Source organism: Streptococcus tangpeifui, from assembly GCF_011038795.1.
Lineage (GTDB): Bacteria > Bacillota > Bacilli > Lactobacillales > Streptococcaceae > Streptococcus > Streptococcus tangpeifui.
The window spans coordinates 206,927-228,293 of the sequence record NZ_JAAKDU010000001.1; the positions used below are offsets into that span (position 1 = coordinate 206,927).

Genomic DNA, 21,367 nt, shown 5'->3' on the forward strand with positions numbered 1-21,367 from the left:
AAATGGCACTTATTGAACTAAATCGAGTCTCTAAAAAGTATGCTCATGGTTCGACTGCCCTGCGTGATATTACCCTCGATGTAAGAAATGGAGAATTCGTCTATATCGTTGGTCCTTCAGGAGCAGGGAAATCAACCCTTATTCGCATGCTTTATCGTGAAGAAGAAGTGAGCCGAGGCTCTATCAAGGTGGGACAATTCCGCCTCAACAAGATTAAAAAACGGCAGATTCCCATTTTGCGCCGCTCTATTGGTGTAGTTTTTCAAGACTATAAACTGCTCAACCATAAGACAGTTTATGAAAATGTCGCTTTTGCTATGGAAGTTATCGGCGAAAAACCGCATTACATTAGAAAGCGGGTTAAAGAGGTCCTTAGCTTGGTAGGACTTAAACATAAGGAACGCTCCTTCCCTAATCAGCTCTCTGGTGGGGAACAACAGCGGGTGGCTATTGCCAGAGCCCTCGTCAACAATCCTAAAGTGCTTATTGCTGATGAACCGACTGGTAACTTGGATCCAGAGATTTCTGAAGAAATTATGCAGCTTCTAGAACGCATCAATGAGCAGGGAACGACTGTCTTGATGGCGACCCATAACAGCAGTATTGTTAATACGCACAAACATCGGGTGCTGGCTATCGAAGATGGTAGGTTGGTGCGTGATGAAGAGGAAGGAGAGTACGGCTACGATGATTAGAAACTTTTTCCGTCACATAAAAGAATCTTTTGTCAGTCTCAAACGCCAGGGGTGGATGACCTTCGCAGCGGTTTCCTCGGTAACTATTACTCTGACTTTGGTAGGAATTTTTCTTGCAGTTTTGCTCAATATCAATAAGTTGGGGACTGATGTGGAAAATAATTTGACCATTAATGTTTATATGGAAACCAATGTTTTTGATGATTCCCCAAATAAGGCTGATGGGTCGGTCAATGAAAATTACCATGCCATTTACAACAAAATTCAAGAAATCAACGGCGTCAAATCCATCAAATTCTCGAGTAAAAATGATCAATTAGCAGATTTACAAAAGCAATATGGTGACGCTTGGTCTTACGATGAAGGCTCCAATCCTCTCTTTGATGCCTATCTTGTCAAGGTTAAGTCAGCCAAAGATATGAAAAGTATCTCTAAGCAAATCAAGGAAATTGAGGGGGTTAATGATGCTAACTATGGCGGTGTTGATACGGACCGTTTGACTGCTGTTGTTGGGAAAATTAGGACCTGGGGCTTGGCTGGTACAGTACTTCTGGTTTTGGTTGCTATCTTCCTGATTTCTAATACGATTCGTATTACTATTATGTCGCGTAAGGATGACATCATCATCATGCGTTTGGTCGGAGCTAAAAACTCCTATATTCGAACGCCGTTCTTCTTCGAAGGAGCTTGGGTTGGGATTTTGGGAGCTATTTTACCTGCTCTGATTGTCTATTACCTCTATACAATTACCTATAATCGAATCAATCCTTCCATGGCAGCTGAAAATCTCGGTCTCTATCCTGCTAATCCTTATCTTTATTATTTAATCGGTGGGCTCTTCCTAATTGGTATTGTCATTGGTTCCATCGGTTCTATGATTTCTATTCGTAGATATTTGAAAGCCTGATGGCAAAAGTCTGTTGAGATTCTAAAGTTCTTTATAGACTACGGTAACACTTATCTTCCTACTAATGACCAAAGGGTGAAATCAACTTTGCTTTTCAAGACCCAAATCGTTAAGACCAATCAAACGGTTTAAAAGTTTTGAGTGATAGCGGTAGTCGTCAACTTGCCTATCTCTTACTAAATTCAAAGGAAAGCACATTCGTCTTTCCTTTTTTTGTGTCGTGGGGAGTAAGATTAACTTCATCAGTTAAGATAGGGCAAGCGTGAGGATAGCTTTCCTGTTTTCATCACGAACTATAGTATTGTCAGCCGTTAGTGTTTTGAGATTGTAAAGCAGGCTTGAAAATTGAGCGGATTGGGAAGCTGATTTTTAGCGATTTTCTCCTAGAAGGGCAAAGGATAACACTAGTTAGTAATGAAAAACCTTGATTTATCAAGGTTTTTTATCTAAAAACGTTATTGTTCTCTGATTCAATTTATAGTATAATGGGGAAGTATTCTAAAAGAAAACTGAATAGAAGCTTTGTCTCATTTTCTATGTTTAGTCTTGATTTGCTTCTTTATGGGGCAAGAGTTACATTCTGATAGAAATGGAATATTCAAATGCCAACATCAGTTTTTTAAAATGATAAGGAGAATAACATGAACAAACAGGATTGGATTGAATATTTTGAGGCCATCAATGGTCGAACACCCTCAGAGGCTGAGGTGGCCCAAGGACTTGCGGCGGGAGAATTTGTGGCAGAAGATGTGGCAGCAGCTCCAGAACAAGTCCAACCAGTAGCGCCGCAGGAACCAGTTGCTCCGCAGCCAGCACAAGCAGCAAACTCAGCAGAGGCCCAAGCTGAACAAATGGCGCAAACTCAAGCTCCCATTCAGCCACAAGCAGGACAGGAGTCTGTTCAAGCAGCGGCTCCGCAAGATTTTGCAGAGGCTTCTGGTCAAGCACAAGCAATGCCGAGCTTTCAAAATCCTCAGGCCGATCAAGCCAGTCAATTTGCTCAGGTCCAACAAGGTTCAGTTCAAGCTGGTCAACCAATGTCAGGTCAATTTACTCAGCCAGGCCAAGTAGCACAACCTCAGCAACAAGTCTATTATCAACAAGGTCCAGACGGTCAAGTTCAAGCGGTTATGGCTCCAGCACCTAAGCAACCCAATCCACAAGTAGAAGCCTTTAAGAAAGGATTTAAGGATTACTTTGCCTGGTTCTTGAAAGGCTTCAAGAATCCTCAAGCTAAGGAAGAAGAGGCTCATCCTGTTTTTGGTTTGGTAACGATTGGTTTGGCTTCTTGGTTCATTTCATGGGGCTTAGTCAACTTCTTCCATAGATTATTGATGATGTTCCCTAATGCTACAGCTGATGGTGAAAGCTTTAAGGAAGCAGATCATGAAGCCTATAAGGAAATTGTAAATAGTATTTCTAGTCATTTTGGTTTTCTTAAGACTTTCGCATTCATCTTTATCTTCTTTGTCTTTTATGTCCTTGTTATGGGGGCACCTGCTATTTTTGATAAAGATAAGACCAAGACCTTCTTCAAAAAATTTGGTCAATATTTCTCTTATAGTCCAATTGTTTTGGTCTTGAATATCCTAGCGTTCTTCAGTAGTTTTATTGTTACGAACCAGTTAGATGTTGATACCTCAGCAATGGATGCCTTTGATACTTCTGATTCTTTATTTGGATCTTTTGGAATGTTTGCCAAGCTGGAACAAGCATTGCCAGCTCTTAAAACGATTACTGTTGGCGGAGGATTTGTGACCTTCTTTGTTATTCTTGGTCTTCTTTTCATCTTTGTGGCTCTGCTCAAAAACATTAATCTTTCTCTTAAGAAAGTTAACAATTTTTACATGTCAGTGCTAGTTGGTTTGGTGTTTGCCTTGGTTCTGTTCATCGTTTACAAGATTTCAAGTTCGATGATTATTGGTGGTTTAAGGGATATTCTCACAGAGTTATCCTCTAACTTTTTCTAATTGACAATACATTAGGTGCGACTATGGCTACGAAAGAAAGATGGACAGAATTATTTGAAGATGTTGTCGGCCGCAAACCTACGCCTCAGGAATTTATGGCTGGGAAAAAAGCTGACTTTTCACCTAAGGAGATTCGTCGAATTGCTGGCTTGGAAAGTATTGATGGGGTTATTACAAGCGCCCAAGCAGTTTCTCAGGACAGTGATGTTACACAGAAAGCGTTTGTCTCCGATTTAGCCGATCAAGATTTTTCGAAAACAACTGCAGGTCAGGAGAAAGAGCCCAGTCAGTCTGTCGAAAGAATGTCCGAAACAGGGATTCATCAGTCCAATTTATCTGAGCAGGATGATCTTGATAAATTGCAAAAAGATGCTTGGATTTCAGCCTTTCAGAAATATGTTGGCCGTCAGCCTCGGCCAGAAGAATTTTTAATCGGTAAGGCAGCAGGGTTTGATCTGACGAGTGTCAATCAGTTTTTAAATTCTAGTCCCAAGCCTGTTAAACCACCGATGGCGACTTGGAAAAAGTTTTTAATCGCTTTCGCCACCCTGGCCGTTCTAGCCCTAATCAGTATGATTGTTTACGGCAGTCATTATTATTCGCGTGACGCTGTGGCAAACCGCTATTTGGCTGTAGCTGGTAAAAATTTTAAACAGCAACTAACCTATGAAGTTTGGGCTGATAATAAAAAGGCTATCAAGGATTCGGACTTAAAATACACGAATCCCTCTAAAGTCTTCTCGAATACCAGTAAGTCAGATCTGATGAAGGGCTCCAATATGGTACAAGTGGGGCGTGAGTATCTCCTATTTCCTAAATGGAAAGTGGCTATTCAGCCTGTTTCAGCAAAGGTTTCAACGAACACTAAGGATTTGAAAATCAGCATTAATGATGTCAACTTTTCGACTTCTGATAGCGATAGATACAGTTCAACTCTAAAGCGCCTTTATCCTGGGACTTATGATTTTGTGGCAGCGGGCAAGGTTAAGGGTCAGACTCTTGAAGTCAGTTCAGAAAAGAAACTGAAACCCGATCATTCAAGTAACTCTCTGACAATTGCTCTTAATGTCAAGTACCTTAGTTTCACTGTCAATAGTAATTTGACGGATGGTGATGTTTATGTCGGCAGCAAGAAAATTGGGAGCATGAAAAATGGTCAATATTCTGCCTCGAAATTGGCGGTTACAGACAGCGCCTCGGTCTATGTTCAGAAGAAATTTAGCGATGGTACTAGTGTTAAATCAGACACTACATCAATTGAAGATATCAGTGATGGTGACAGCTTGAATTTAGATGCGGATGGTATCTTAGAGCGTGATACAGCAGATGACCTTATGACAGCTGCCTATAGTAAAATGGAAGATTACGCTGCTGATAATACGACACCGGATGATTTAACTGACATTTTCCAAGGTGGTACGGATAACAGCATGTATAAGGATCTCAAAGATATGATTGACACCAATACCATTAATGCTAAGGTTCGTAAGGCGGATAGTGTTACCTTTAGCGATGTCGATGTCACTAGCGTTACCCAAACCAGTGCGAAAAGTTATACAGTGAATTTCACAGTAGTATGTGATTTCTACTATGCTTATGATTCAGACCATGAGTCATCTGGTGATATTAAGGATAAGGTGTCATGGTCTGCGAAGGTAGATTATAATGATGGCCAGTCTGCTGATTCAAGCAGTGACAACGATGATTATGATGATGATTCTAGTTATGAGGATTACGCAGACTATATTATTACAGGTAAGAATGGTAATTCGACTAATATTAGTCGGGAAGATACTGTGAAATAAGGTAAAATGGGGGAGGAAAGAATTCAAAAATTGAAAATTTTGATTCCCACCCCGTTCTGGTTTTAAGGTGGTGACCTGAAACGGTCTCTTCCAAGACCATTTTGACACTTGCTTTGCAAGCTTTATTTCCCGATTAAAAAGGTCTTCCAGACCTTTTTAACCCACTCGCCGCATAACTCAAAAGGTCCGAGGGATCTTTTAAGGTTGGAAATAAGATGAACGATGGTCATCACATTCGTTTAGGTTTTCCGCTTTAGCCTTATGGCAAAAGGAAAACCAGTCAGCAATCACTGCGCCAATCTGGTAAATCTAGAATAATACTAACGAGTCTGGACTTTTGTCCCAGACTCACTTTATTTTTTGATCATTGATAATGTCAAGGCTGTTTTCCTGTAAGGACAAGGGGTCGCTGTCTTGTCTAGTAACTGTTGACTGTTTTCAAAAGTTTCCAGAAAAATTCAGGAAAATCAAACTTTTATGCTTCAAGCTATTTATTTTTTAGGTAAATGGGAGTATAATAGCTTCATATTAAATTTTAAAGGAGGGAAAGCTTATGAAGAAGAGCTTTATTCACCAGCAGCAGGAGATTTCTTTTGTCAAGAATACCTTCACCCAATACTTGATTGATAAGCTTGATGTCGTTGAAGTGCAAGGACCTATTTTGAGCCGGGTCGGGGACGGTATGCAAGATAATTTAAGTGGGGTTGAGAATCCTGTGCGCGTGAATGTCCTCCAAATTCCTGATGAAACCTATGAAGTTGTTCATTCTTTGGCGAAATGGAAACGCCACACCTTAGCACGTTTTGGTTTCAATGAGGGCGAAGGCCTCTTTGTTCACATGAAAGCTCTGCGCCCTGATGAAGATTCTTTGGATCAGATTCACTCAGTTTATGTTGATCAATGGGATTGGGAAAAAGTTATCCCAGATGGCAGACGTAACCTCGCCTACCTCAAAGAAACGGTTGAAAAGGTCTATAAGGCAATTCGTTTGACAGAGTTGGCTGTTGAAGCTCGTTTCGATATTGATGCAATCCTGCCTAAGAAGATTACCTTTATCCACACCGAGGATCTGGTTGAGCAATATCCTGATTTAACACCTAAAGAACGTGAAGATGTGATTGCTAAGGAATATGGTGCCGTCTTTTTGATTGGAATCGGTGGTATCCTGCCAGATGGTAAACCTCATGATGGCCGGGCACCTGACTATGATGATTGGACCAGCGAATCTGAAGCGGGCTATCATGGTCTTAATGGTGATATTATCGTTTGGAATGACAGTCTAGGTCACGCCCTTGAACTCTCCTCTATGGGAATTCGTGTCGATGAAGATGCCCTTAAGCGTCAGGTTGAAATCACCGGTGACCAAGATCGTTTGAAATTGGAATGGCATAAGTCCCTCCTTAACGGTCTCTTCCCTCTGACCATCGGTGGCGGTATTGGTCAGTCTCGCATGGCTATGTTCCTCTTGCGTAAAAAACACATTGGGGAAGTCCAATCCAGCGTTTGGCCAGACCAAGTCAGAAAAGACTTTGATAACATTCTATAAAATGAAGAGCGAGTGGGTTAGGAAAACCTGCTCGCTTTTTTGCTATAATAAGAAGGCAGCAAGAGGTCAGAGGAGATGTTGTAATGATATTTGAAAGTCAATATTTTAAACGTAGAACCGTGAATGTCCAAAAATTATTGGATTTTGGCTTTAAAAAAGAAGGAACTGACTATCGTTATAATCGTGCTATTATGTCTGGGGATTTTCAAGCTCAAATTCTAGTGACTGAGGAGGGTCAGGTGTCCGGTCGACTCATGGATACCGACCTTGATGAAGAATACACGGCTATTCATGTCATCGGTCAAACCGGATCCTATCTAGGTCAGGTCAGGGAAGCCTATGGGGAGCTGCTTCAAGAGATTGCGGATGCCTGCTTTGAAGCCACACCTTTTGACCTACCTCAGACCAATCGTCTGGCCCAACATTTAAAAGATAAGTTCGGCGATGATTTTGATCATCCTTTTGCCAAGTATTCGCAATATGCTTCTTTTCGTCACCCGACTAACAATAAATGGTATGCTCTGGTCTTTCCTCTCAAATTAGACAAATTAGATAGTGAAACCAAGCCTCTAGTAGGATCAGATTTGGATCGGGAAGCTGAGGTTGTCAATATTAAAATTGATAAAAGACTCTTAGATGAGCTTTTGGAAAAGCCAGGCATCTATCCTAGTTATCACATGAACAAGCAGTCGTGGATTTCCCTGATTATGGACGATAGTCTACCAGATAAGGAACTTTTTGAGCTGGTGGAGGCCAGTCGTGCTTTGGTTGGTCCCAAGTCCTTTAAGGCCGAAGAAGGGCCGGACTACTGGCTGATTCCAGCTAATCCCAAATACTATGATATTGATGCCGAATTTGCCGTTTCAGATACCATTCATTGGACTCAGAAGGCCCAGATTAAAAAAGGGGACTGGGTTTTCATCTATATGACGAGTCCCATTCAGGCGGTTCGTTATGCTTGCCAAGTTTTAGCTAGCAATCTCCCCAATGAAGGCTATCGGGAAGGGTCAGATATCAAGGAGTTTATGACCATCAAGCGGGTCAAGACTTTTGCAGATCGAGAGTTTCCTCTGCCAGTCCTCAAGGAATCTGGAGTCAAGGCCGTTCGAGGGCCTAGACGGATGACCAAAAAATTGATTGATAAGATTAAAGTGAAACTCTAAGAGAGTTGGGGAAAAAGGAGACAGACAGAAGGCCTGTCAATCAGAAGTTCAAATAGTTAACAGATTATTGTGTTCGTGAGGGGAGAAAGAAGTGCTGCTCGCAATTCTTGTAGCCAGACTAAAAAAATTCGAGCTGGATTTTAATCCTTTATGGATTGTGAAATTTTGCTATAATAGCTGTTATGAGAATTATTGCAGGAAATTTTGGCGGTCGTACGCTTAAAACCTTGGAAGGACAAACTACTCGGCCAACCTCAGATAAGGTCAGAGGAGCTATTTACAGTATGATTGGTCCCTTCTTTGATGGGGGGCGTGTCTTGGATCTCTATGCTGGCAGTGGCGGTCTCTCCATTGAGGCTATTTCCCGAGGTATGGAGCAGGCCGTTTTAGTTGAACGGGATAGACGGGCCCAGGCTGTCATTGAGGCTAATATCAAGATGACTAACACCCAAGATCAGTTTCAGCTAATTAAGCGAGATGCTAAACAGGTCCTGCCAACCTTGAGGGGCCAGTTTGATTTGGTTTTGCTGGACCCCCCCTATGCTAAGGAAGAGATTGTTCAGACGATTCAACAGCTTCAAGACTATGACTTGCTTGCACCAGCTGCTATGATTGTTTGTGAAACTGACAAGGCAGTTGTGCTGCCAGAAACTATCAATGATTTAAAAATTTGGAAACAAAAAATATATGGAATTAGTAAGGTGACAATTTATGTCAAATAAGATTGGCTTGTATGCAGGCTCTTTTGACCCTGTGACAAATGGTCATTTAGATCTTATCAAGCGGGCTAGCCAGCTCCTTGATCAGCTATATGTAGGCATATTTTATAATCAGGATAAGGCAGGCTTCTTGCCGTTAGCCAAGCGTCAGGCTTTGCTGGAAGAAGTGGTTAAAGACCTTCCTAATGTTTCTGTCCTGACTTCGCACGACCAACTGACTGTTGATGTAGCTGAATCACTTGGGGCAACGATTTTGGTAAGAGGGCTTCGCAATGGTCAGGATTTGACCTATGAAGCTAGTATGGACCATTTTAACCATGATTTGGATCCGAAGCTAGAAACCATCTATCTTTTAGCTCAGCCAGATTTATCCTATGTTTCATCGTCAAGAATCCGTGAGTTGACGTATTTTGGCGCTGACATTCGGCCCTATGTTCCAGAAGTCGTGGCTTTAGAATTGGAGAAAAAATATGATGGTAAATAAGGCAGCAAGTCAGGTCAGTCCCCAAAAAGGGAGTTTTGTTAAACGCTTTAAATGGTGGCTGATTGGCGGTTTTGCCCTCTTGGCTCTGGCCTTCTGTTTTATAGTTCCTCTCCCTTATTATGTTGAAGCTCCTGGTGGTGCCTTTGATATTAATCAGGTTATGACGGTTAATGGCAAGACTAATAAGGATAAAGGTTCTTACAATTTCGTAGCGGTCGAAGTTCGGCCGGGGACAGTTGTTAATCTCGCTTATTCTTGGTTCAATAAAGACACAACCGAGATTGTTTCCAAGGAAAAGATAACCGGCGGTGCTAGCACCAAAGACTATGAACTGATGAATCAGTACTATATGGAAAATTCCCAGAATACGGCTGTTTATCAGGCCCTCAAGCTGTCTGGTAAAAAGGTTAATTTAGACTATAAAGGTGTCTATGTCCTTAATATCGCTGACAATTCAACCTTTAAAGGCATTCTCGATATTGCTGATACTGTGACAGGTATCAATGGCAAGAGCTTCAAATCTTCTAAGGAATTGGTCAAGTATGTCACTGGTCTTAAATTAGGGTCCAAAGTCACTGTCCAATATACCAGTCAAGGTAAGAAGGAGTCGTCCAAGGGTAAAGTGGTCAAGCTAAAAAATGGTAAAAATGGTATCGGGATTACCCTGACCGATCATACCGAAGTTAGCTCGCCTGAAAAGGTTAAGTTCTCCACCCAAGGGGTCGGCGGACCTAGTGCGGGTCTTATGTTTACCTTGTCCATCTATGATCAACTCAATAAGGAAAATCTGCTTAAAGGACGGATGGTTGCTGGAACAGGCACTATCGAGCCAGATGGTTCAGTCGGTGACATCGGCGGTGTTTCACAAAAGGTTGTTTCTGCTGATAAATCGGGTGCTGAGATTTTCTTTGTTCCCGATAACCCTGTGACTAAGGCGGATAAGAAATACTATCCTCAGGGAAATAACTATCAAGAGGCCAAAATGATGGCTAAGAAGATTGATAGCAAGATGAAAATTGTCCCTGTCAAGACAGCTCAGGAGGCTATCGACTATCTAGAAAAAACCAAATAAAAGTGAGCAACTGTCCGGGAAGGAGCAGTTGCTTTTGCTGTCAGCAGAGCTCAGGAGGTCTAGTAATCAGCATTTCAGTATTACAAAATGTCCAAAATAGTGTATAATATAAAGGTTCTAAGCTATTTAAAATCATAATAAAAAAGAAAGGAGCCCCATGCGAAAAGATATTACCCCTGATATGCTTAATTATAATAAGTTCCCAGGGCCCGAGTTTGTCTATTTTGATAATCAGGTTCGTTCGGAAGGTATCGAGTTAGAGCTGGTTGATAATTATAAAGACGGCTTTAAACTGGAAAATTTTCAGCAGCGTTTTTCACGTATTTTACTTAAATATGATTATATCCTTGGGGATTGGTCCAGTGATGAGCTCCGTTTGCGGGGGTTCTATAAAGATGAGCGAGTCGTAAAAACAGACAGCAAAATCAGTCGTTTGGATGACTACCTTAAGGAATATTGTAATTTTGGTTGTGCCTATTTTCTCTTAGAAAATCCAGAGCCAAGGGAACCTAAACAAGAAGAAGAGAACTGGCCTCGCCGCAAACGGGATAACCGCAAACGTCGCTCTCGTCAGAAGTTCAAGCAGGATTTTAAGAGGCATGAGCAAGATAATTCCTATAAGCAATTCAATCAAAGGCGTCATAAGTCGGGGCCAGATAGCAGAAGGCGTGACGATAAGAATCAGAACCAACATTTCACCATAAGAAAGAAGGGCAACTAAGATGGCAGCTACTAGCAAGAAGGATCAAGAAAATACAGAAATGAAACCATCAATCTATAGTTTGACGCGAGACCAATTGATTGACTGGGCTATGGCACATGGTGAGAAGAAATTTCGGGCGACACAAATTTGGGATTGGCTTTATAAAAAGCGGGTGCAGTCCTTTGAGGAAATGACCAATATTTCTAAAGACTTTATTGCTGTTCTCAAGGAAAATTTTGACTTCAATCCCCTTAAGCAACGCATTGTTCAAGAGTCTGCCGATGGTACTATTAAATATCTTTTTGAGTTGCCAGATGGCATGCTGATTGAAACGGTGCTTATGCGGCAGCACTATGGCCTGTCTGTCTGTGTAACAACTCAGGTTGGCTGTAATATTGGCTGTACCTTCTGTGCCAGCGGTCTGATTAAGAAGCAGCGGGACCTCAACAATGGAGAAATTACAGCTCAAATTATGCTGGTGCAAAAATATCTGGACGACCAAGGTAAAGGCGAAAGGGTCAGCCACGTAGTGGTTATGGGAATTGGCGAACCTTTTGACAACTATGACAATGTTATCCGCTTCCTAAGAACCATCAATGATGATAATGGCTTAGCTATTGGGGCTCGCCATATCACCGTTTCCACCTCTGGTTTGGCTCATAAAATCCGTGACTTTGCCAATGAAGGGATTCAGGTCAATCTGGCCGTTTCTCTCCATGCTCCTAATAATGAGCTGCGCTCGAGTATCATGCGAATCAATCGTTCTTTCCCACTGGAAAAACTTTTTGATGCCATTGAGTACTATATCGAGACAACTAACCGTCGGGTAACCTTTGAATACATTATGCTTAATGAGGTTAATGACAGTCCTGAAAATGCTCAGGAGCTAGCGGATTTGACTAAGTCTATCCGCAAGCTTTCTTATATCAACTTGATTCCTTACAATCCTGTATCCGAACACGATCAGTACAGCCGTTCAACAAAGGAGCGTGTAGATGCTTTCTATGATGTCCTCAAGAAAAATGGTGTTAACTGTGTTGTTCGTCAGGAACACGGAACGGACATTGATGCAGCCTGCGGTCAGCTGCGGTCTAACACCATGAAGCGGGATCGGCAAAAAGCGATGGCAAGGTAGCTAAAGATGGCTAAATTTATCAGGAGATTCTTTGACGAAGAGGCAGAATTGACACATTTAGGATGTAAGTTAGTTTGGTTTCTGCTGGAAGGGTATTTTCTCTGCCTGCTCTATCTTTGTTTTTGTCCTCAACCAATTAGTTTAAAAGGTGTTGATACGCCCAATATCCATTATTGGGGACGGGTGCCCTACCTATTAGTGCCCTTCAATTCCTTTGTTTCTATCGGCAAGCTAGATACCTTTAAAGAACTTTTCTGGGTTATCGGGCAGAACTTTTCCAATCTGCTCCTATTAACACCCTTGGTTTTGGGACTTTTGGCCTTGCGTCCGGATTGGCGGCCTTGGCCCAAAGTCTTGTTAATGAGCTTTGGCATGAGCCTGAGCATTGAAACAACCCAAGTTATTATTGACTGGCTTTTCAATGCCAATCGGGTCTTTGAAATTGATGACCTCATTTTTAATAGTCTGGGCGGATTGTTTGCCCTCTGGCTGGTGTCTGTGGTAAAATTCTTTATAAAGAAAGTCAGAAATAAATAGCCCAATGTTAGGGTTCAATAAGTATAAAAAAGGTTGGGAAATCTTCCCAGCCTCTTGTTGTGGTTGAAATTTTTGCAGATGCAGACTGGATGCGTTGTTTCTCTGCTCGGACATTGGTTTTTCAATCGTTCAGTCTCTATTACAGTAATCCATTTTTTGAAGGAAATAGCATGATTATAAAAAAACTCTGGTGGTTTTTCCAGCAGGAAAAGAGCCGCTATTTAATTGGGATTTTCTCCCTCAGTTTGGTCAGTGTCCTCAATCTGATTCCCCCAAAGGTCATGGGGCAGGTTATCGATTCCATTGATGCTAAAAATCTGACCCTCGGCTCACTTTTGACCAAGCTGGTCATTCTTCTTGCGGCTGCATTGGGCATGTATCTCTTGCGGCTGATTTGGCGGTTCTATTTACTTGGGACTTCTTATCGGCTTGGGAAAATTCTCCGCAGCCGCCTCTTTGAGCATTTCACTCAAATGTCTCCTTCTTTCTTTCAGAAGTATCGGACTGGGGATTTGATGGCCCATGCTACTAATGACATCAATTCCTTGACCATGTTGGCTGGAGCAGGGGTCATGTCGGCAGTAGATGCATCAATTACGGCCTTAGTGACCCTCTTTACCATGTTCTTTACGATTTCTTGGCAGATGACCCTGATTGCTATCCTCCCTCTGCCCTTGATGTCTTTGGCTACAGGCCGTTTGGGTCGCAAGAACCACGAATCTTTCAAGGCTTCTCAGGCTGCTTTTTCGGATCTCAACAACAAGGTGCAAGAGAGTGTTTCGGGTATCAAGGTAACTAAGTCCTTTGGTTATCAAAACCAAGAATCGGCCTCATTTGCTGAGACTAACCAGCAGACCTTTCAAAAGAACCTAGTCAGCATGCGGTACAATAGTATGTTTACTCCCGTCACTATGTTTTTTGTCGGGATGTCTTATGTTTTGACCCTCTTGGTTGGTTCCTACCTGATTACAGCAGAGACGGTCACGGTTGGTAGTCTGGTTACCTTTATCACTTATCTGGACATGTTGGTTTGGCCACTTCAGGCCATTGGTTTCCTCTTTAATATCAGTCAGCGAGGAAATGTTTCCTATGACCGGATTTCTAAGCTCTTGGCGGAAGAGAGCGATGTTCAGGAAGCAGACCAACCGCTTGCAACTATTGAAAATGGCCCGATTACTTATGCGATTAATAGCTTTAGCTATGATGATGATGCAACCCTGAAAGATATCCATTTCGAATTGGAAAAGGGTCAGACTCTAGGCCTGGTCGGCCAAACAGGTTCCGGTAAAACCACTCTCTTGAAATTGCTCTTGCGAGAATACGATGTTACAGATGGCTTTATCAGCCTTAATGGTCATAATATCAAGAATTATCGACTCTCAGACCTCCGCAGTCTAATTGGTTACGTTCCTCAGGATCAATTTCTTTTTGCTCTGTCCATCTTGGAAAATATTCGTTTTTCTAATCCAGATTTGACTTTAGACCAGATCAAGGAAGCCGCTAAATTGGCTCAGGTCTATGATGATATTACAGCCATGCCAGATGGTTTTGACACCTTAATTGGTGAAAAGGGAGTTTCTCTTTCTGGCGGTCAAAAACAGCGGATTGCCATGGCTCGGGCTATGATCATGGATCCTGAAATTTTGATTCTGGATGACTCCCTATCAGCTGTTGATGCTAGGACGGAGAATGCTATCATTGATCACCTTAAGGAAACTCGTCAGGGCAAGACTACCATGATTACGGCTCATCGCCTCAGTGCAGTGGTACACAGTGATTTGATTTTGGTTCTGCAGGATGGTCAGATCATTGAACGGGGGCGTCATGAAGATTTGCTGGCTCAAGACGGCTGGTATGCAAGAACTTACGCTTCACAACAATTAGAAATGGAAGGAGGAGAGTATGGAAGTGAAACCAATGAGTCAGTGGCAGACTTTTAAACGCCTGATGGCCTACCTAAAAAACTACAAATGGTTGACCAGCTTAGCTCTTATCTTTCTTCTCCTGACAACGGTCGTTCAAACTCTCATTCCTTTAGTGGCCCGTTATTTTATTGATCACTATATCCAAAATGTTAGTCAGACGGCGCTAGTCATTCTAGTTGGTTACTTTTTGCTCTATGTATGGCAAATGATTTTCTCTTATGTGGGGAATTACCTTTTTGCTAAGGTAGCCTATTCTATTGTTCGGGATATTCGTCAAGATGCCTTTGACAATATCCAGCGCCTGGGGATGGTTTATTTTGACCAGACCCCTGCAGGTTCTATTGTCTCTCGGCTGACGAATGATACCGAGGCCATTAGTCAGATGTTCACTGGGATTCTGTCCAGCTTTATATCAGCCATCTTTATCTTTACAACCACCCTTTATACCATGATTGTTCTGGATATTCGTCTGACTATTTTAGTTGCTTTCTTTCTACCCTTCATCTTTATTTTGGTTGATCTTTATCGTAAAAAATCAACCAGCGTGATTGAGGCCACACGGGCCCGACTCAGTGATATCAATACTAAACTATCTGAATCCATTGAAGGAATCCGGGTTATCCAGGCTTTTCGGCAAGAAGAACGACTTAAGGGTGAATTTGAAGCAATCAATTCCAGTCACTTAGCCTTTGCCAATCGCTCGGTTCTGCTGGATTCTATCTTCCTAAGGCCGGCTATGTCCTTGCTCAAATTGCTGGGTTATGCGGTCCTTATGGCCTATTTTGGACTAACTTGGCAAAGCATCGGCATCACAGCTGGACTTATGTATGCCTTTATCCAGTATATAAATCGTCTCTTTGATCCTCTGATTTCAGTTACTCAGAACTTCTCGACTCTGCAGACCTCTATGGTTTCAGCTGGTCGGGTCTTTACCTTGATTGACCGTGATACTTATGAGCCTAAACAAGCTAACCGAGATTTGCAGGTGACTCAAGGGAATATCGAATTTAAACATGTTAGCTTTTCCTATGATGGCAAGCGGCAGATTCTCGATGATATCAGCTTTAACGTCAAGAAAGGCGAAACGATTGCCTTTGTCGGGCCAACTGGTTCAGGAAAATCTTCTATCATTAATGTTTTCATGCGCTTCTACGAATTTGAATCAGGACAGGTTCTTTTAGACGGTCATGATATCAGAGACTATTCACAAGAGGAGCTTAGACAGTCTGTCGGCTTAGTCCTACAGGATCCCTTCCTCTATCATGGAACCATTAAATCCAATATTCGGATGTATCAGAATATTTCTGACCAAGAAGTTAAGTCGGCGGCAGAATTTGTCGATGCTGACGACTTTATTGAAAAGCTACCTCAGGGCTATGATGAACCCGTAACCGAAAGGGGTTCAACCTATTCAACAGGGCAGCGTCAGCTCCTAGCCTTTGCTAGAACAGTTGCTAGCCAGCCTAAGGTTTTGATTTTGGATGAAGCAACAGCTAATATTGACTCGGAGACCGAGGATGTTATCCAAAATTCCCTCAGGAAGATGCGACAAGGGCGGACGACCATCGCCATCGCCCATCGTCTTTCTACCATCCAAGATGCCAACTGTATCTATGTCTTGGATAAAGGTCGGATTATTGAAAGCGGTAATCATGAAGAGCTTCTAGCCAAACGAGGAACCTACCACCGTATGTATCAGTTACAAGCAGGTATGATGGACTAGATCGATATAACAGTAAGAAAGTCGAGCAATCAAACTCGGCTTTTACTGTTTTTAATCGTTAACTCAACCTTGAACTTTAATAGTAGTAGGAGAAGAAGCTTATTCTGAAGTGGACAGAAAAAAACGTTCCTCGCTGTTTTTACGAAGAACGTTTTTTAGAGTAGTCTTAATTTATCTTAGTCTTGACCTTGGATTTTACGTTTCGTTGCAAGTCCAAGTCCAGCCATGACCATAACAGCACCAATAGCTGTTACGGCAGTTTGAGCAGAATCACCTGTAGATGGAAGGTTCTTATCTCCCTTGGCGGCAGTAGCAGATGCATTAGCACTACCCATACCTGCTCCCTTGTTAGCCAATTCAGCTGTCTTAGGCATTACAGCAGGAGCGCCAGAACCAGCTTGGCCGTTACCAGCAGCTCCATTACCTGAATTGCCAGCTGCAGGATTGGCTGGATCGTTAGCTTGTGCGCCATTACCAGCAGCCGGATCATCGGCTTGACCGCCATTGTTTTGGTTTGGATCTGGTTTAGCATTAGGGTCTTTGGTAACATAGTGGAAGGTTGTCTTAGGTAAGAACAGGACTTGTTTACCGTTGTAAGTCAAGATCCAGTTGCCATTTGCATCCTTGGTATCAGCAGCAAAACCATCATCATTTTTCACATTAGAATTGCTACCGAATTCCAGCATAGCATAGAAACCGCCATTTTCTTTCCCCGTACCGTTAGCAAAGCCTAGAGCCATACCGTCTCCGCTATTGGAAAGGATAGAAAGGGCATGACCAAATGATGTCAGGCCATTTGCATCATCCTTGCTGCCAGCGATATTGAAGTAGTCAGCAAACCAGCTGAGGGCCAAGTAGTAAGCTGTTGCCTGATCAGAGCCCAAATTTTGGCCAGCTTGATTGGTTGGTGCAATGGAAGAGAGAGAATCTTCATGACCATCTTCTGAATAGACAGAAACACCGGAAGGGAAGGCCAATTTTGTTTGGTGATCAATGCTGTCAGCTTCGGAAGCTTCCTCGTTAGCACGTCCTTGAGCCCAGCTCTTCATCAAATCGTTAGCTGGCGGAACAGGAACATTGATACCGTTGATATTACGCAATTGTGTCAAGTACTCATTCAAGTACTTAGCAATGTTATCCGCATTTGGTGTATAAGGTTGGCTTGGATCATCAACCGTGATGTAGACATCCTGAGAACCGTTGTAGTTAACATCGGTAACAGGAGCCGTTTTTGCTGTACTGGTCAACGTTTGATTGAAGTCAACACTGCCGTACTCAGTTGTATCTGCTGGTTTAGTTGCGATATTATCAGCAGATTTTGGTTGTTGAGTATTTGTGTTCATTTGGCTGGCTGGAACACTAGCCTGATTGCTGTTTTCAGTGCTTGCAGCAGTGGCAGGTGCTTGTTGAACAGGTGCCTCAGCAGCGGTTGAAGTATTTTCGTTTGCTGCGGGAGCAGTTTGTCCAGCTGTTACAGCTGTTTGAGCAGGACTGCTAGCAATCGTGAAAGTGCCTGTCGGTGTCGTTACCTGTGTATCTTGGCTGGTATCAACAGGAGTCGTTTCAAAGCTTTTTTGGTCTTGCTTTGTATCTGCAGGGGTTGTTTCTTGAGCAGTTGCATCAGTAGCTGATGGTGCTGCCGTTTCATCAGCCTGAACGGTTGCGCCAACCCCCATAGCGATGGTCGTTGTAGCAAGGATGGCTCCACAGAGACCGGCGAATTTTGTTTTACGTTTGCTGAATGTGTTCTTCTGCATAATACTTCCTATCTAAAAATTTTATTTTTATTTTAACAGTAAAATATTCTATCACAGTTTTTGGATTACGCAATAAGGCTTCAGAGATTAAAATTGTCCTCGCAAACGATTTTTGCAAATAAGACAAAATGATTGCTAGTCAAAAATCCTTGCTAGATAAAGCCCAATTTTACTTTTGTACTTTTTTTAATCGGATAAAAGGTTAGAAAATTAAAAAAGCATGTCGAGTTTATTACAAAGGTCTCAAATGTGACCAGGCAAGCAACAAAGCTTGATTTAAAGCTATTTATGATAATTATCGAGTACTACCATTTTCAAAACTTTCCTGTCTATAATTTTTTAATCCATCAAAATCCTTGAAATTATCAGAAATTTTAACTTTTATTAGAACCTATTATTCCTCAACAACTTGGATTTTCTTTGGTGACTGCTTTACTGATATCTTGTTAATCAACGGGGAAGTGACAAGTGGCTTTACTGTTCTAATGGCTTACCTTGGTATCTTTTTAGTAATTCTAGGGATGTGTATGGTCAGCAGGTCAATAAAGAAAGTAATCCGTTCATGTTAAATTTGACTTTGAGTGTGTTTTTTCCACCTTGTTTGTCTGTAAACCAGCTGCTTCTTTGTTCATCAAAATCAGTTCTTGATGGTGCTCTTCTTTGTGAGGACTATGACGAGGTCTATTCGTTTTTTAACCTCAGCCATTTGGCTAACTTTAATGACTAAAAATTAGCCTTCTATTCAATTTTTGGATGACATTTTTGAAGCTTTCGAGGACTTGGCTCAGTCTTGAGTTTTAAATTGGCTAATAGAACCCAAAAACCATTAGAATTTGGTATAATGGAAATGTTTTATTAGAAAGAATGAAGTAGGAAGCAGCAATGTCTAAAATTAAAATTGTAACGGATTCTTCAATTACTATTGAGCCAGAACTGGTAGAGAGTTTGGGAATTACTGTTGTCCCCCTGTCGGTTATGATTGATGGGGTTATTTATAGTGATAATGATTTAAAGGAAGAAGGCAAGTTTCTAGATCTGATGCGACAGAGTAAAGAATTGCCTAAAACCAGCCAGCCGCCCGTTGGAGTCTTTGCGGAAGTTTATGAAAACTTGGTCCAAAAAGGTGCGGATCAAATTGTCTCTATTCACATCACTAACAGCCTTTCTGGAACGGTTGAAGCCGCTCGTCAAGGGGCAAGTATTGCTGGTGCGAATGTGACGGTCATTGATTCAACCTTTACTGATCAGTCTATGAAGCATCAGGTGGTTCAGGCTGCCCTTCTGGCTGAACAAGGAGCTAGTCTGGAAGAAGTTTTGGCTAAGGTAGAAGAAGTGCGAAAAAAATCCGAACTTTTCATTGGGGTTTCAACCTTAGAAAATTTGGTTAAAGGTGGCCGTATTGGGCGTGTTTCAGGAATGCTTTCTTCCCTTTTGAATATCCGAGTGGTGATGGAACTCAGAGATTCTGCCTTAAATCCTGTTGTTAAAGGTCGGGGACAGAAGACCTTTGTCAAATGGTTGGATAGTTTTATTGAGCATGCTAGAGGACGTAAGGTTGCTGAAATTGGTATTTCTTATTCAGGAACACCTGATTGGGCCAATACCATGAAGGATAAGCTTGAAGTTTTGGTTGATGGTGAACACATTTCGGTTTTAGAAACCGGATCTATTATCCAAACTCATACGGGTGAGGGAGCTTTTGCGGTTATGGTGCGCTATGAATAAGCGATTGTTTTTAGCTCCAGCTTTTTTTATCATCTGCCTCCTCTTTTTTGGCTTGATTCTTAATTTTCTCCTGCCCGGCGCTAAAGGTCGATTAACAAAGGCTGATTTTAAACATTCTAGAAAGGTTAGTACTTTTAGCTATGTGGCTTTGGGAGATTCACTGACAGAAGGAGTTGGTGACTCTACTAATCAAGGGGGCTTTGTTCCCATCTTATCTAGGCAGGTAGAAACAGATTATCATTACCGGGTGACATCAAAAAATTACGGTGTAGCTGGTAATACTAGTCAGCAGATTTTAACGAGAATGCAGGATAAGGCTGATATTCAAAAAGATTTGAAACAGGCTGATCTGATGACCTTAACTGTCGGGGGCAATGATGTCATGGCAGTTCTGAGAAAGAATCTAGCAGACTTGAGTCTTGATAGTTTTACTAAACCTGCTCAAGCTTATCAGGAGCGCCTGCGAAAGATTATTGAGTTGGCTCGTCAGGATAACAAGGATCTGCCGATTTATATCCTCGGCATCTATAATCCTTTTTATCTCAACTTTCCCGATCTAACTCAGATACAAGACGTTGTTGATTCATGGAATGACGGAACTCAGGCGGTAACGGACGAATATGATAATGTTTATTTCGTTCCTGTGAATGACTTACTTTATAAGGGCATTGATGGTCAGGAAGGAGTCGCAGAAGCCTCAGACAGTCAGTCTAATACGTCTGTTAAAAATGATGCTCTTTTTGAAAAGGATCATTTCCACCCTAATAATACTGGCTACCAGATTATGGCTAATGCTGTTTTGGAGAAAATTAATGAAACAAAAGACAAATGGTAAAAAAAATCTATGGAAGTGGGGCTGTCTTGCCCTGCTTGCTTTTAATCTTGCTTTCGTCAGTATCATTTTCTTGCGGATAGGCACTCTTAGAGAACCAGCTGGTCATATCAGCAGCCAGCAGAGCCAATCGGATGTTATGGTAGGGACCTTCAGTTCCTCGCGGAATCAGCTTAATGATACGGTCGAGGCTTATCTCAAGCAGTATCAGACTGATAATAACAGTTACAGTTTTAAGGCGACAGAAAAAGAAGTGGTATTTGAAGGGACCTATACTTTCTTGGGGTATCAGGTTCCTCTCTACGTTTATTTCACGCCTGTTGTCTTGGAAGATGGCAGTATTCAGCTTAATGTCAGCTCAGTTTCTGCTGGGACTCTGTCCCTTCCAATTTCTGATGTTTTGAAATTTATCGCTTCTAGCTATCAGTTACCTGATTTTGTTGAGGTTAATAGCAAGAAGGAAGCCATTGTGCTTAACTTGCCGAAAATGGATAATAAGGCAGGCCTCTATGTTAAAGCGACTGACTTCGATTTGGTTAATGATAAATTACGTTTTGCTATCTACAAGAGAAAGTAGTTTTTCGACAATTTCCCTAGCAATAAAAATTCTCCGACCTAGGAGAATTTTTGCTAGCTAAGACTTGTTGAATGCTTTAAATTGCATTTTTC

General features: G+C 41.9%; 18 protein-coding genes. 17 read left to right on the top strand and 1 reads right to left on the bottom strand.

All coding sequences use genetic code 11. From position 1 onward, the window contains the following. The first annotated feature begins 2 nt into the window (after window positions 1-2). The 14 genes from ftsE (at window position 3) to G7Y32_RS01025 (ending at window position 16,384) form a co-directional block, all read left to right on the top strand. On the top strand, window positions 3-695 hold the full coding sequence (ftsE, locus tag G7Y32_RS00960; RefSeq protein ID WP_003048823.1) for a cell division ATP-binding protein FtsE: 693 nt from the start codon (window positions 3-5) through the stop codon (window positions 693-695). Beyond that, window positions 688-1,602 (top strand): permease-like cell division protein FtsX, encoded by a 915-nt coding sequence (ftsX, locus tag G7Y32_RS00965; protein WP_165209379.1) that lies wholly within the window; start codon window positions 688-690, stop codon window positions 1,600-1,602. The genes ftsE and ftsX overlap by 8 nt, the downstream gene beginning before the upstream one ends. Before the next feature lie 641 nt (window positions 1,603-2,243). Further along, window positions 2,244-3,572, top strand: coding sequence for a hypothetical protein (locus tag G7Y32_RS00970; protein WP_165209382.1), 1,329 nt, complete (start codon window positions 2,244-2,246; stop codon window positions 3,570-3,572). A gap of 23 nt (window positions 3,573-3,595) precedes the next feature. Further along, a complete protein-coding gene (locus G7Y32_RS00975) occupies window positions 3,596-5,377 on the top strand; it encodes a zinc ribbon domain-containing protein (protein WP_165209385.1) in 1,782 nt (593 codons plus the stop codon). Between the two features lie 553 nt (window positions 5,378-5,930). Continuing rightward, window positions 5,931-6,923 carry an aspartate--ammonia ligase gene (gene asnA / locus G7Y32_RS00980; protein WP_165209388.1) on the top strand — a complete coding sequence of 331 codons (993 nt, stop codon included), beginning with the start codon at window positions 5,931-5,933 and terminating at the stop codon, window positions 6,921-6,923. Between the two features lie 83 nt (window positions 6,924-7,006). Next, window positions 7,007-8,086, top strand: a complete 1,080-nt coding sequence (locus G7Y32_RS00985) for an MmcQ/YjbR family DNA-binding protein (protein ID WP_165209391.1) — start codon at window positions 7,007-7,009, stop codon at window positions 8,084-8,086. A gap of 182 nt (window positions 8,087-8,268) precedes the next feature. Then, window positions 8,269-8,808: a 16S rRNA (guanine(966)-N(2))-methyltransferase RsmD gene (rsmD, locus tag G7Y32_RS00990; RefSeq protein WP_165209394.1), complete on the top strand. Its 540-nt coding sequence runs from the start codon at window positions 8,269-8,271 to the stop codon at window positions 8,806-8,808. Then, a complete protein-coding gene (gene coaD, locus G7Y32_RS00995) occupies window positions 8,798-9,289 on the top strand; it encodes a pantetheine-phosphate adenylyltransferase (protein WP_165209397.1) in 492 nt (163 codons plus the stop codon). Before rsmD ends, coaD begins: the two co-directional genes overlap by 11 nt. Then, window positions 9,279-10,361, top strand: coding sequence for a SepM family pheromone-processing serine protease (locus G7Y32_RS01000; protein ID WP_165209788.1), 1,083 nt, complete (start codon window positions 9,279-9,281; stop codon window positions 10,359-10,361). The genes coaD and G7Y32_RS01000 overlap by 11 nt, the downstream gene beginning before the upstream one ends. Before the next feature lie 157 nt (window positions 10,362-10,518). Beyond that, on the top strand, window positions 10,519-11,082 hold the full coding sequence (locus G7Y32_RS01005) for a YutD family protein (RefSeq protein ID WP_165209399.1): 564 nt from the start codon (window positions 10,519-10,521) through the stop codon (window positions 11,080-11,082). Between the two features lies 1 nt (window position 11,083). Next, window positions 11,084-12,199 carry a dual-specificity RNA methyltransferase RlmN gene (gene rlmN / locus G7Y32_RS01010; protein WP_165209402.1) on the top strand — a complete coding sequence of 372 codons (1,116 nt, stop codon included), beginning with the start codon at window positions 11,084-11,086 and terminating at the stop codon, window positions 12,197-12,199. A 6-nt stretch (window positions 12,200-12,205) separates the two neighbouring features. After that, on the top strand, window positions 12,206-12,736 hold the full coding sequence (locus G7Y32_RS01015; protein WP_004229467.1) for a VanZ family protein: 531 nt from the start codon (window positions 12,206-12,208) through the stop codon (window positions 12,734-12,736). Between the two features lie 170 nt (window positions 12,737-12,906). Further along, window positions 12,907-14,676 carry an ABC transporter ATP-binding protein gene (locus tag G7Y32_RS01020; protein WP_165209405.1) on the top strand — a complete coding sequence of 590 codons (1,770 nt, stop codon included), beginning with the start codon at window positions 12,907-12,909 and terminating at the stop codon, window positions 14,674-14,676. Next, window positions 14,639-16,384, top strand: a complete 1,746-nt coding sequence (locus G7Y32_RS01025; protein ID WP_165209408.1) for an ABC transporter ATP-binding protein — start codon at window positions 14,639-14,641, stop codon at window positions 16,382-16,384. The genes G7Y32_RS01020 and G7Y32_RS01025 overlap by 38 nt, the downstream gene beginning before the upstream one ends. Window positions 16,385-16,560: 176 nt before the next feature. Here G7Y32_RS01025 and G7Y32_RS01030 read toward each other — a convergent pair whose 3' ends face one another. Then, the gene (locus G7Y32_RS01030; RefSeq protein ID WP_165209410.1) at window positions 16,561-18,141 is read right to left on the bottom strand and encodes a putative cross-wall-targeting lipoprotein signal domain-containing protein; all 1,581 of its coding nucleotides are present in this window, start codon (window positions 18,139-18,141) and stop codon (window positions 16,561-16,563) included. An 882-nt stretch (window positions 18,142-19,023) separates the two neighbouring features. Here G7Y32_RS01030 and G7Y32_RS01035 point away from each other — a divergent pair. Genes G7Y32_RS01035 through G7Y32_RS01045 form a run of 3 tightly spaced genes read left to right on the top strand, consistent with a single transcriptional unit; the run spans window position 19,024 to window position 21,275 of the window. Further along, window positions 19,024-19,866, top strand: a complete 843-nt coding sequence (locus tag G7Y32_RS01035; RefSeq protein WP_165209413.1) for a DegV family protein — start codon at window positions 19,024-19,026, stop codon at window positions 19,864-19,866. Next, window positions 19,859-20,701 (top strand): SGNH/GDSL hydrolase family protein, encoded by an 843-nt coding sequence (locus tag G7Y32_RS01040; protein ID WP_165209416.1) that lies wholly within the window; start codon window positions 19,859-19,861, stop codon window positions 20,699-20,701. Before G7Y32_RS01035 ends, G7Y32_RS01040 begins: the two co-directional genes overlap by 8 nt. After that, window positions 20,679-21,275, top strand: a complete 597-nt coding sequence (locus G7Y32_RS01045) for a YpmS family protein (RefSeq protein ID WP_165209419.1) — start codon at window positions 20,679-20,681, stop codon at window positions 21,273-21,275. The genes G7Y32_RS01040 and G7Y32_RS01045 overlap by 23 nt, the downstream gene beginning before the upstream one ends. Window positions 21,276-21,367: the final 92 nt, after the last annotated feature.